At 45.5% G+C, this 12,748-nt stretch carries 9 protein-coding genes; 4 read left to right on the top strand and 5 right to left on the bottom strand.

The annotated features are described in order from the left end of the window. Positions 1 to 96: 96 nt before the first annotated feature. The 3 genes from cbiB to K429_RS0125130 form a co-directional block, all read right to left on the bottom strand. Complete coding sequence (cbiB, locus tag K429_RS0125140) at positions 97 to 1,074, bottom strand: adenosylcobinamide-phosphate synthase CbiB (RefSeq protein WP_029328543.1); 978 nt, start codon at positions 1,072 to 1,074, stop codon at positions 97 to 99. Between the two features lie 166 nt (positions 1,075 to 1,240). Then, the gene (locus tag K429_RS0125135; RefSeq protein ID WP_007218331.1) at positions 1,241 to 2,275 is read right to left on the bottom strand and encodes a threonine-phosphate decarboxylase; all 1,035 of its coding nucleotides are present in this window, start codon (positions 2,273 to 2,275) and stop codon (positions 1,241 to 1,243) included. Then, positions 2,268 to 3,794, bottom strand: a complete 1,527-nt coding sequence (locus K429_RS0125130; RefSeq protein ID WP_029328542.1) for a cobyric acid synthase — start codon at positions 3,792 to 3,794, stop codon at positions 2,268 to 2,270. Before K429_RS0125130 ends, K429_RS0125135 begins: the two co-directional genes overlap by 8 nt. A 283-nt stretch (positions 3,795 to 4,077) precedes the next feature. On the opposite strand from K429_RS0125130, the gene K429_RS0125125 reads away from it, so the two are divergent. The 3 genes from K429_RS0125125 (at position 4,078) to K429_RS0125115 (ending at position 9,136) form a co-directional block, all read left to right on the top strand. Then, on the top strand, positions 4,078 to 5,478 hold the full coding sequence (locus K429_RS0125125) for a TolC family protein (protein WP_022209306.1): 1,401 nt from the start codon (positions 4,078 to 4,080) through the stop codon (positions 5,476 to 5,478). A 266-nt stretch (positions 5,479 to 5,744) separates the two neighbouring features. After that, on the top strand, positions 5,745 to 6,734 hold the full coding sequence (locus tag K429_RS0125120) for an HlyD family secretion protein (protein ID WP_007218328.1): 990 nt from the start codon (positions 5,745 to 5,747) through the stop codon (positions 6,732 to 6,734). 32 nt (positions 6,735 to 6,766) lie between these two features. Further along, entirely contained in the window at positions 6,767 to 9,136 is a 2,370-nt protein-coding gene (locus K429_RS0125115; RefSeq protein WP_029328540.1) for an ABC transporter permease, read from the top strand. Here the strand turns inward: K429_RS0125115 and K429_RS0125110 are convergent. Together K429_RS0125110 and K429_RS0125105 are read right to left on the bottom strand one after the other, a co-directional pair. After that, a complete protein-coding gene (locus K429_RS0125110) occupies positions 9,133 to 9,738 on the bottom strand; it encodes a cob(I)yrinic acid a,c-diamide adenosyltransferase (protein ID WP_007213943.1) in 606 nt (201 codons plus the stop codon). The two genes, K429_RS0125115 and K429_RS0125110, sit on opposite strands and share 4 nt — an antisense overlap. 12 nt (positions 9,739 to 9,750) lie before the next feature. Beyond that, positions 9,751 to 11,106 (bottom strand): cobyrinate a,c-diamide synthase, encoded by a 1,356-nt coding sequence (locus tag K429_RS0125105; protein WP_029328539.1) that lies wholly within the window; start codon positions 11,104 to 11,106, stop codon positions 9,751 to 9,753. 82 nt (positions 11,107 to 11,188) lie between these two features. On the opposite strand from K429_RS0125105, the gene K429_RS0125100 reads away from it, so the two are divergent. Next, positions 11,189 to 12,619 (top strand): RNase adapter RapZ, encoded by a 1,431-nt coding sequence (locus K429_RS0125100; protein WP_029328538.1) that lies wholly within the window; start codon positions 11,189 to 11,191, stop codon positions 12,617 to 12,619. The last annotated feature ends 129 nt before the right edge of the window (positions 12,620 to 12,748 follow it).

The raw sequence follows: 12,748 nt of genomic DNA, 5'->3' as shown, positions 1-12,748 counted from the left end.
TGTTTGTTTCGTGCTGTGTGGTGTTTGTGCTGCCATTCACCGCATACGCTGGCAAATATATTCAATATTTCCCAAGAAGCCAAAAATTGTGAATGACTAAATGAAAAAAGAAATCAAAGTAGTAGTTATTATCAGAATTACTATCATTATTCCTTCGGCACGGCGATTGATACGAACAGCTACTTTCATGTCTTCCGTGGTTAAAAGACGATCATTACTACCGATGTAAGGCTTCCAGACTTCTTCACCGAAATAATTGTGCGGACCTCCGAAACGGCAATCCAGAATACCGGCAAGAGCAGCCTCGGGATAACCGGAATTCGGGCTGGCATGTTGACTGCCATATATTCCAACGAATCTCAACAGAGCCCCAAACCGGCCTCGAAGAAGAAAAGCAAGTATCATGAGAAAAGCTGTCAAACGGGCAGGAATATAATTGGAGACATCATCCAGGCGAGCGGCAAAACAGCCGAAAGCACGGTAACGCTCGTTACGATAGCCAATCATGGAATCCAGAGTATTCACCATCTTATAGGCAAGCATACCGGGAATACCTAATAACATATACCAAAATAGGGGAGCAATTACTCCATCACTCAGATTCTCTGCAAGCGTTTCAAGTGCTGCCGTACGTACTTCCTGTGCAGAAAGTCCGGAAGTATCACGACCGACTATACGAGCTACCTGCTTCCTGCCTTCTTCCAACGAACGATCTACAGCTTCGAATACCATACGAACTTCACGGATAAGTGTGGTACCCGCCAGACAGAAAAAAATGGTAAGTATCTGTAGTGCCAGAAGTAGTCCCGGAGAAAATGACGCTATCCAGTGAAATAGATAGTATGCCGCAAAATAAACGGCAAGAACAAGAACAATAGCTACGAAAGCACCTTTTAGTCCTCGTCTTGAACCTTTATTCAACAGATGTTCGCAGAATGAAATCATCTTTCCGAATGCAACTACAGGATGAGGCAACCAAGCAGGGTCTCCCAGCCAGCGATCAAGCAACCAGGCAGCAAGCAAGGGCAAGCTGAGGACAAATACGGTGTTTAAGATAAGAAGAATATTTTCCATTGTGATAACATGTAATTGGGGGCTTTTCTATACGGTTATGAATTAATTAATTCACCACAGAGTAACACAGAGTTTCACAGAGTTTAATCAATTTGAAATCAAAAGAATAGAACTCCGTGAAACTCTGTGTTACTCTGTGGTGAAAACTCATTACCATACTGTATTATCAATAAGTCGCAAACCATCGTTCTATAGCCTGTACGAGCCGATCATTTTCCTCAGCTGTCTGGGCAGCAATACGAAAGAAATGTTCATCCAGACCTTCAAAATTAGAAGCATCGCGAATTAGTATGCCGTGTTCATTGGCGAGGTAATTCTTGAGAGCGGAAGCCTTGCCAATGCGAAGACGAACCAACATAAAATGAGTTTCCGTCTCCCATACCTCAAGACCGCCCAAGCTCTCCAAAGCATGACGTAAACGAGCCGTCTCCTGCAAATAAACAGAAATATTCAAGGGATTAGGCACATCGTAAGCCAGCAGATAGATCCCGGCCTCAATAGCTAACTGATTGACAGACCAAGGCATACGATGAGTACGCAAACGACTGAGCAAGCCTTCGTCAGCAGTTATATATCCCAGTCGTAAACCCGGAACAGCATAGCGTTTCGTCATGGAATGAAGCAGCAGGACATTCGGAAAGTTGACTGCTTCATCTGGCGAAAACAAAGGCTGTACAGTAAAGAACTCGTAAGACTGGTCGATAACAAAACAAACCTGTGGATTACGGGTAATCAATTCTTTCAGATAAGCTTTCTCTATGACCGTACCGGTAGGATTGTTAGGATTACAAAGCCATAGCATACGGATATCAGGCGGTAAGAGATAATTGGTTTCTGCTGTCGGAAGCTTATAGAGTGACGTCACCCGATGACCATGCATGCGGCAAGCGTCAGCATACTCACTGAATGTAGGTTGAAAAATGGCTGTATTAGTACCACGAAAAGTTTGTGCTATAAGATAAATAGCTTCTGTAGCACCATTCGTCACACAAACAGAGGCAGCAGTAAGGTGATACTTCTCTGCCAGACGACCTTCCAGAGTATAAGGTTCCGGTTCCGGATAAGAAGAAATACCGCTGATACAGCTACACAAATGAGCCTGAAGTCCGGATAAATCTACACGATTATACACATTGGAACTGAAATTGGCCGTTATAGGCCGCTCGAATTTATAGGAATCATCTCCGTGTCCTTCAATCATGAGTTGTCAGTATTTTATAAATAAGTGGCAGATCAACATGACTACGCACATGGTCGGCCAGTTTATTGTATTGTTCTTCTTTGAATTGATGATAATCGAAAGATTTTCCCGCATCGGCAATCTTGTCGGCAAAAGGTTCCAGAAGGAAGTCGATGAATGAGGGATTGTCAAGAATACCGTGGATATAAGTTCCTATACAGGTACGATCCAGGAAATAACCGTCTGCACCGCCATCTTCCAAAAGATTCAGAGGGGAAACCGGTGCATCATAAACAGGAACGGTGGTACCCATGTGGATTTCATAACCTTCCAAATTTGCCTGCATTCCGTCAGTAGACAAATGGCTGTTTTCCCTTGCAGCAGCGGAAAGGCGGAATTTTATTTGCCGGGTAATCTTCTCTCCCGTCATATGTGTACTGACAGGTAAAAGCCCTAAACCGGGTAAACGTTCTATTTCTCCTTCCACATGGTCAGGATCACACACTTCCTGTCCCATAATCTGATAGCCGCCACAAATGCCCATAACGGTGGCGCCTTCACGATGGGCACGTATCACAGCTTGTGCCACACCATTACGACGCAATTCGTGCAAATCGGCAAGGGTACTCTTGCTGCCGGGTAATAAAATGATATCGGCTTTCGCCAATTCATCTACATTATTCGTATAGAAAAGATGTACCCGGGGATCGCGTTCCAACACATTAAAGTCGGTAAAGTTACTGAGATGACGCAGCAATACAACCGCTATGTTTACTTTACCCTGCTCTGTCTGCACGGATTTCGTGGCAAGGGCCAGCGAATCTTCTTCTTCAATATAAATATCTTTATAATAAGGAACAACGCCTACCACAGGGATACCACAAAGTTCTTCAAGCATCTTTACTCCGGATTCGAACAAACGGATATCACCACGAAATTTATTGATTAGTATGCCCTTGATCCGCTCCCTTTCGTAAGGACGCAGCAACATTAACGAACCATAGACACTAGCAAAAACCCCTCCCCGGTCAATGTCTCCTACGAGGATCACATCTGCTCCGGCATGTAAGGCCATAGGTAGGTTGACCAGATCCGTATCCCGAAGATTTATCTCGGAAATACTTCCGGCACCTTCCATCACAATGGGGTTATAACGGGTGGCAAGACGGTCGAAAGCTGAACAGACCTCGTGACGCAACTCTTCACGACCTTCAACACGGAAATACTCATAGGCACTACGGTTACCGATGGGACGTCCGTTAAGTACCACTTGCGAGGTATGATCAGAAGAGGGCTTCAACAGCAACGGATTCATATCTGTATGGCAGGGAACTCCTGCCGCTTCGGCCTGAACAGCCTGGGCACGACCTATTTCCAGCCCTTCAGGTGTAGCATAGGAATTAAGTGCCATATTCTGTGCCTTAAATGGTGCCGGATGATAGCCATCCTGACGGAAAATACGGCAGAAAGCCGCGGCAATAATGCTTTTACCCACATCACTGCCGGTACCGGCAAACATAATAGGATGAAGTTTCTCCATAAGAAAATGTTTTTTAGAGAGGGCAAAGATAATGCAAATCGAGTGCAGAACTTTCATGCTTGCATGAAAAAGTTATGCTGAGGTATTAGTAATAGGTATTAAACGCTCCTTGTAATAGGTATTAAACAATCTATTCAATAGGTATTAAACGGTCTCTTTAATAGGTATTAAACGGTCTTGGTAATTATCCGAACAAAAAGAAGCTTTCATTTTCATGCCGCCATTGAACAATAGAAACGAACGAGTGTTTGAGATAAACGAACCTAAACCAACAACTTGACGTATGAAACATATTTTATTGATCGTTCTGTTGGGAGCAAGCCTATCTGTGACGGCGCAAACGAAACTCTCCCTCAGCTACGACGACGCCCTACAAATGCTGCAAAAAGGCAATCAAAGCCTGAAGATTGCGGACAAAGGTATTGAAACAGCCCGCACAGAGCGGGATAAACTGAATGCTTTGTGGTATCCGAGCCTACAGGGAGCCGGTACGTATGTCCACATGTCCGAAAAGATAGAAGTGAAACAACCCCTATCCCAATTCACAGATCCGGCAAAGGATTTTGTACACGACATCATACCGGACGATAAATTCATTAGCGGAATACTGGATCAGATAGGTAGCTACACTCTGGCTTTTCCTCTTGCTCCCCGTAATTTGACCACTGTAGGCTTAACTGCCGAATGGGTGGTCTTTTCCGGTGGAAAGCGTATACGGGCAGGCAAAATCGGAAATCGGTTGATTGACCTTGCCCGGGAAAACCGTGCACAGACAGATGCCACACAACGAACCCTATTGGCAGAAAGTTATTACGGTCTCAGCCTCGCCAAAGAAGTTGCAGCAGTCCGCCAAGACACTTATAATGGTTTGAAACAGCATTATGAAAATGCTCTTAAACTTGAAGCTGCCGGAATGATTGACAAGGCCGGACGCCTCTTTGCACAAGTGAATATGGACGAAGCCTGGCGGGCACTGGAAGCCGCACAGAAAGAAGTAACAGTCGTGGAAAGTGCTTTACGTACTTTGCTCAATCTGGAGGACACCTGCAAAATTGAACCTACGTCTCCTCTCTTTATCAATTCCACACTCCCGGCAAAAGAGGAGTTTCAGCAGACTATGCGTTCGGGAAACTATATCCTGAACCAATTGTCACTACAACAGAGCATTGCTAAACAACAATTACGTATAGACCAAAGTGGTTATCTGCCTGACATTGCCCTGTTCGGCAAACAAACGCTTTACGCCCACGGGATACAAAGCAACCTCGTGCCACGCACGATTGTCGGAGTAGGTTTCACCTGGAACCTTTTCGACGGATTGGCAAGGGAGAAACGTATCCGCCAGTCGAAAATTACCGAACAAACTCTTGCTTTGGGAAAAGATAAGGCACAAGATGACCTTTCAGTAGGCATAGACAAACTATACACAGGATTACAAAAGGCACAGGATAATGTACAGGCACTCAACTCAACCATTGCCCTGAGTGAAGAACTTGTACGAATTCGTAAGAAATCCTTTGCCGAAGGCATGGCAACCAGTACCGAGGTAATAGATGCTGAAACCATGCTTGCCACCGTTAAAGTAGCCCGCTTGGCGGCTTATTATGAATATGATGTAACACTAATGAACCTGTTGGCACTTTGTGGTACACCGGAACAATTCAGAAACTATGCTGTTAAATGATAATTTACCAGCGTAGCGCTGGAGCAAGGTTCTCCTTCGGCGTGCAAGTAATCTTTCAGACACGGATGACACGGATGACGCGGATTCTTTTTTCCTTCGGTGTGATATGCCGGTATGTATAGCGCAGCTTTAAAAATCCGCGTCATCCGTGTCATCCGCGTCTAAAAGATTAAAGTCCGTGTTCGTCCGCCTTATCCGCGTAGTCCGCGTACCCATTCCCTCGCCGCTAAATTATCATTTAACTGTACAACAAATATATAACAATTATGGAACTATCAAAAAAAAGCATCAGCATCGCATTTGTCATCATATTGGCAATCACTATATTAGTCTCTCTCTTGGGAATGTTGCTCATGAGTCATCAGCCCCTTGTGCTCCAAGGACAGATAGAAACAACCGAAATCCGTATCAGCGGTAAACTTCCCGGGCGTGTAGATTCATTCCTTGTCCGCGAAGGCGACTGGGTGCAGGCAGGTGATACACTTGTCGTCATCAATAGTCCGACGATAGAAGCCAAATACCGGCAAGTAAATGCCTTGGAACAAGTTGCCCAGGAACAGAATAAGAAAATCGATGCCGGTACCCGCCGACAAATCATTGCCACTGCCGGGCAACTCTGGAATAAAACCAAGAGTGACTTGACTTTGGCGCAAACAACCTACCAACGTATCCTGGCACTGTACAAAGACAGTGTTGTCACTTCGCAACGAAAGGACGAAGTAGAAGCCATGTACCGTGCCGCACAAGCCGCCGAACGTGCCGCCTACGAACAGTATCAGATGGCAGTAGACGGTGCACAAAGTGAGGACCGTGCATCGGCACGAAGCATGGTAGATGCAGCACGAAGCACAGTGGACGAAGTTTCCGCCCTCCTTGTCGATTCACGCCTGACAGCACCGGAAGACGGACAGATTGCAACCATATTTCCTAAACGCGGAGAGCTTGTGGCACCGGGTACCCCTATTATGAATCTTGTCGTCATGAACGATGCACATGTTGTACTCAATATACGCGAAGATCTGATGCCCCAATTCAAAATGGACGGAACATTCCGTGCGGAAGTCCCGGCTATCGGCAAAAAAGATGTGGAATTCCGTATTTATTATATCAGTCCGTTGGGCAGTTTTGCTACCTGGAAATCAACTAAACAGACAGGAAGCTATGACATGCAGACATTTGAGATACACGCCCGTCCTACCCAAAAAGTAGAAGGATTGCGCCCAGGAATGTCAGTGCTATTGACCATAGATGATTAATATATGTAATCATTGAAATAACTTTGTAAATGATGAAACATCCATTATATAACGTACTCTGTCGCGAACTTCGCCGCATGACTTCCCGCCGACTTTATTTCGGGGTATGTCTCGTGCTGCCCCTGTTCTGCCTGTTCTTCATGGCAACCATTTTCGGCAGCGGACAAATGGAGAATATCCCTATCGGCATTGTCGACCAGGATAACACCACCACATCCCGGCAAATAGTGCGAAACATTTCCGCTGTACCAACCTTCAAAGTAACCCGGCACTTCACCGATGAAACAGCCGCCCGACAAGCCGTGCAACGGAAAGAAATCTATGGTTACTTGTCCATCCCCACGGGCTTTACCCAACGGGCTACGACAGGAATGAATGCCACACTCTCTTATTATTATCATTATGCCCTTCTTTCCGTAGGTAGTGAACTGATGGCAGCTTTTGAAACGGCACTGGCACCTGTCGCCCTCTCTCCCATTGCTATGGAAGCCGTCTCTTTGGGAGTCAGCCAGGAGCAAATCACCACATTTCTCCTACCCGTGCAATCCAGTATGCACCCTCTTTATAACCCTGACCTCGATTACTCCATTTATCTGAGCCAGCCTTTCTTCTATGTCTTGTTCCAGATACTTATTCTATTGATAACGGTTTATATCATAGGTAGTGAATTGAAGTTCCATACGGCACAGGAATGGCTGACAACAGCGCGGGAAAATATCCTCACAGCAGTTGTCGGGAAGTTATTGCCTTATACTTTCATCTTCTCCGTAATCGGTATTTTGGCTAACTATATTCTATACGGTGTACTGCATATACCCTTCCATGGAAGTCTGCTGATGATGAACCTTATGACAATACTCTTTATTATTGCCACACAGACACTTGCCGTATTCATCTTCTCTATTTTTCCACGGATAGCTTATATCATCAGCATTGTATCCATGGTCGGTTCACTTGGTGCCACACTCTCCGGAGTCACTTTCCCAGTGACGAGTATGTACCCTCCTGTACATGCCGCATCCTACCTGTTTCCTGTCCGTCATTTCACGGAAATAGCACAATCCATGCTCTATTTTGATTCGGGATTCGGGTATTACTGGCAATCGGCAGCCATACTTTGGCTTTTTCCGTTGGTGGCGCTACTGATACTACCTAGATTGAAACATTGGATTCTGAAGGATAAGGAAGAACTTAGTATTTGTGAGAATGAAACACCGCTTCCCCGCGTACACAACACTCCTCACTACTCAATAGCAACTGTCATTTTCCGCGAATGGCGCTCCATCAGCACCAATGCGGCTATACTGTTAGTACTAATGGGAGGTATCTTCGCTTACGGACTTTTATATAACTTGATGTATGCTCCCAACCTTGTGCGGAAAACACCGGTTGCCATCGTCGACAATTCCCATTCCGCCCTCAGCCGCGAATATATCCGTCTGCTCAATGCCACCCCACAAGCATCAGTCTATGCACTTACTCCGAACTATCTTGAAGCAAAAGAATGGCTGAAACAGAGTAAAGTAGATGGTATTCTTTACCTCCCCGCTGACTTTGATGCCCGCGTCGGTCGCGGTGAACAATCAGTCTTTACCGTTTATGCCTCCACGGATGCTTTCTTGAATTTTAAGAATCTACAAGAAGCTTCTTCCCGTGTAATGCTTGCCGTAAACGATGCGCATCGTGCAGAAGGTGTTGTATTCTTACCTCCTCAGGGACTGCTGGCAGTAGCCTCATCGGCACCTGTAAACGTGTCGGGTACAGCCTTATATAATTATACCGAAGGATACGGTTCGTACCTCATCCCCGCTGTTATGATTGTCATTATTTTTCAGACATTACTAATGGTGATAGGAATGGTGACGGGAGAGGAGTACCCGAAGGGGAAGATGGTAGGTAAGCACAAAAAACTTACTTGGCTTCAAGCATTATATAACATTTCCGGAAGAACTTTCGTTTACGTTATGCTTTACTTCATCTTTGCCTTATTCCTGTTAGGCTTGCTTCCTCACTTTTTCAGCATTCCCAATATAGGAAATGGCAGGGATATTATTACGATGATGATTCCTTTTCTGTTAGGGACAAGTTTCTTTGGGTTGGCGGCATCACGCTACTTCACTGATTCAGAAGCTCCCCTGCTGATGATTGCCTTCTTCTCCGTAGGATATATTTTCCTGTCCGGAGTTTCCTACCCGCTTGAACTGATGCCATGGTACTGGCAGGCAGCACACTATGTAGTTCCGGCAGCCCCTGCCGTGTTGGCCTTTGTCAAATTGAATTCAATGGGAGGAACCCTGGCGGACATTCGTCCGGAAATGATAACGCTGTGGATACAAGTTATAGTATATTTCCTGTTGAGTCTGTGGGTCTTCAAAAAGAAGGTATTCTATTTTAGGCATTAAGGCTGTTTTCTCTTTCTCTTATAAGCAAACGCTTGCCATCGTTCCTCGTCCCATCCTTGTCGCTGCATCTCCATGCGTGCCATGACAAAGAAAAGGTCAGAAAGACGATTGATAAAGCGCAAAATATCTTCCGGTACAGAGTCTTCCCGATTCAAAGTCCAGAGCCGTCGTTCGGCACGACGTGCCACGGCACGGGCAAATTGCAATTGCGCTGAAATCTGGGTTCCCCCCGGCAAGAGGAAATAATCATTATCTTCCAACTGAAGCATCATGGCGTCCATAGCCTGTTCGCACTGCACAGTCATTTCCGCTGCATGCAGTGGGTTCGGATTACCGCTCCCCGGACGTTCAGGATCTGCATCCCGCAATGCAGAAGGAGTAGCAACGTGGCTCATCACTACCATTAACTCACGTTGTATATCATGCAACAATCCCTGCCAAACATCATCTATCGGCAGCAACGACCTGACAATACCTATTACAGTGTTCAATTCATCAATACAGCCGTTAGCTTCTATACGGATATCATCCTTCGGAACACGTTCTCCACCGTGGATACCTGTCATTCCCTTATCTCCCGTTCTGGTGTAAATCTTTCTCATGATACTAAAATTTTAGAATAAAAACGGATTTCCCGGGACCGGTTCAAACAGTTTCATGAATCCAGTCTCTCCCCAATATAAATGTGTATAACTTGCAATCAGATTCTTATAGTGATAGACCGGTGTGTTCACCGGCTGTCCCTTGGCATTATATACCTGTGCTGCCGAGGTTAGTTCCTCATCCGATTCAATGACCTGCGAGTAATGGAACTCATGCCCACGTATCTTCATTCCTCTAAATTCAAAGCTCCTATACCCCAGTGACAAACGCATATCACCCTTAAATGCGGATACCTTGACGGGCAGTACACCTGCCATATTGTACTCCATACGGGTATCAGTACCTGTCATCAAAACAGATGTAAGATACATCATCCCCCCACACTCTGCCAGTGTATATCCACCTCGCTCTATATAGTCTTTGATGGAGTTCATCACATTCGTTGCCGCACTCAGTTGCCTGGCACGGTTCTCCGGATAACCTCCGGGCAGGTAGAGTATATCCACATCATCCGGTAGTACAACGCTATTATCCTCCGGATCAAAATAAGTAACTTTCCCCAAGCCATTCAACCACTCCAGATGCTCTGCATAAATAAATGAAAAACTCTCCTTATTGCGGGCAATCCATATATTCATACTGGCAAGCGCTCTCTTTCTTCTCTCCAGTTTATCAGGAACATCCACACTTCGTCTTGTCATCTCCAGCAATAACTCAATATCCAGTTGACGTTCCAGTTCTTTCATCATTGTTTGGGTGATACTTCCTTTCTCTTTCCGGCTAAAGTCCAGTCCCAAATGACGACTTTCTTCTTTCAGCACATCATACTTCCGCAAACACCCGAAACAAAGAATATTCAGATCTTCGCAGATTTCACGCAGCATCTCTTCATGCCGGTCACCGCCCACCTGGTTGAAAATGACACCTGCCACCTCCACTTGCGGATCAAAATCCACATATCCTTTTATCATTGCCGCCAATGAGTAAGCCGCCGCCTTAGCACTTACTACCAGCACCACAGGCAGACGAAGCACCTTTGCTATCTCTGCCGACGAGCCTTTACTACGGTCGTATCCGTCAAACATTCCCATCATGCCTTCTACAATACAAACATCCGCATCTACTGCATGATGATTATATACCTTACATACATGATGCTCGGAAGCCATAAAAAGGTCCAGATTGTAAGACGGAATTCCGCAAGCTTTTTCATGATACTTCGTGTCGATATAATCCGGCCCGCACTTATAGGGCTGTACACGTAGTTTTTTCTGCGTCAATAACGTCATCAGCAATCGGCTGACAGTGGTTTTTCCAGTGCCCGAAGTAGGCGCCGCTATCAGAAATTGGGGAATATTTCTTATCATACCGCACAGATTTATTTCCCGCAAAGGTAGTATATATTCCCCAAAACTCTTACCTTAGCTGCCCAAATAAAAGTAAATTACTATGATTACTGAAGAACTTAAGAAATTATATTGTACGTATACCGGACACGAACCGGAAACTATTGAAGAACTTCCTTCATCCGGCTCCAACCGTCGTTACTTCCGCCTTACAGGCATCCCTACCCTTATCGGTGTCAGCGGAACTTCCCTCGAAGAGAATCAGGCTTTCCTCTATATGGCAGACCATTTCCGCAAGAAAGGACTGCCCGTGCCACAAGTCATAGCAAAGAGTGATAACGATGCATTTTATCTACAGGAAGACCTGGGAGACACTCTCCTGTTCAATGCCATCGAAAAAGGACGCAAGACCAGTGTTTTTGATGAAGAAGAAAAGCAGCTTCTGCGCAAAACAATACGCCTGTTGCCAGCCGTACAGTTCTCCGGTGCAGACGGAATGGACTTCTCATATTGCTACCCACAGTCGGAATTCAACAGCCGCAGTATCTTATGGGACTTGAATTACTTCAAATACTGTTTTCTGAAAGCTACCGGAATGGAGTTTCAGGAAGACCGCCTGGAAGATGATTTCCAGAAGATGGCGGACGTATTGATGCGCAGTAGTTCGGCTACATTCATGTATCGTGATTTCCAGAGTCGGAACGTTATGATTAAAGAAGGTGAACCATGGCTCATCGACTTCCAAGGCGGACGTAAAGGTCCGGTTTATTATGATGTAGCTTCCTTCCTGTGGCAAGCCAAGGCCAATTATCCCGAGAGCCTTCGCAAAGAACTTTTAAAGGAATACTTGGACTCTCTGTGTAAATATCAGCCTGTGGACGAGAAATATTTCTATGCTCAATTACGTCATTTCGTATTGTTCCGTACCATGCAAGTGCTGGGTGCTTATGGCTTCCGTGGCTATTTCGAGAAGAAACCCCATTTCATCCAAAGCGTCCCCTTCGCTATTGAAAACCTGCGACAACTATTGCAGGAACCCTATCCCGAATATCCGTACCTCTGCCATGTGCTGAAAGAACTTACTGAGCTGAAACAATTCACTGACGACCTCCAGAAGCGCCGCCTTGTAGTAAAGGTCACCAGTTTTGCATATAAAAAAGGTATCCCTGAGGATTCAAGTGGCAACGGTGGTGGCTTTGTATTCGACTGTCGTGCCGTAAACAACCCTGGTAAGTACGACCGTTATAAACCCTTTACCGGACTGGATGAGCCTGTTATCCGCTTTCTGGAAGACGATGGAGAAATAACCACGTTCCTCGAACATGTATACGGTCTGGTAGATGCTTCCGTGAAACGATATATGGAACGTGGATTTACGAACCTTTCCATTTGTTTCGGATGCACTGGCGGACAACACCGTTCGGTTTATTCAGCACAACACCTGGCAGAACATCTGAACCAGAAATTCGGAGTACAGGTAAATCTGATGCATCGGGAACAGAACATTGAACAGACATTTAAAGCGAAAAGCTAAAGACTATCTCCTAATAACCCGCTCCGTACCAAGTCCGTACCTGCTCCGTATCTATACGAACAGCCTTTATACGGAGATAGTACGGAGTTGATACGAACCTAATACGGAGTTGATATGGAGATGGTACGG

This window comes from Bacteroides sp. 14(A), from assembly GCF_000526555.1.
Classification (GTDB): domain Bacteria; phylum Bacteroidota; class Bacteroidia; order Bacteroidales; family Bacteroidaceae; genus Bacteroides; species Bacteroides cellulosilyticus.
This window is presented reverse-complemented; position numbering and strand designations above follow the sequence as displayed.

Bases quoted from the DNA above. Each gene is read 5' to 3' on its own strand.
- cbiB (WP_029328543.1), bottom strand. From the start codon at position 1,074: ATGGAAAATATTCTTCTTATCTTAAACACCGTATTTGTCCTCAGCTTG.
- K429_RS0125135 (WP_007218331.1), bottom strand. From the start codon at position 2,275: ATGATTGAAGGACACGGAGATGATTCCTATAAATTCGAGCGGCCTATA.
- K429_RS0125130 (WP_029328542.1), bottom strand. From the start codon at position 3,794: ATGGAGAAACTTCATCCTATTATGTTTGCCGGTACCGGCAGTGATGTG.
- K429_RS0125125 (WP_022209306.1), top strand. From the start codon at position 4,078: ATGAAACATATTTTATTGATCGTTCTGTTGGGAGCAAGCCTATCTGTG.
- K429_RS0125120 (WP_007218328.1), top strand. From the start codon at position 5,745: ATGGAACTATCAAAAAAAAGCATCAGCATCGCATTTGTCATCATATTG.
- K429_RS0125115 (WP_029328540.1), top strand. From the start codon at position 6,767: ATGAAACATCCATTATATAACGTACTCTGTCGCGAACTTCGCCGCATG.
- K429_RS0125110 (WP_007213943.1), bottom strand. From the start codon at position 9,738: ATGAGAAAGATTTACACCAGAACGGGAGATAAGGGAATGACAGGTATC.
- K429_RS0125105 (WP_029328539.1), bottom strand. From the start codon at position 11,106: ATGATAAGAAATATTCCCCAATTTCTGATAGCGGCGCCTACTTCGGGC.
- K429_RS0125100 (WP_029328538.1), top strand. From the start codon at position 11,189: ATGATTACTGAAGAACTTAAGAAATTATATTGTACGTATACCGGACAC.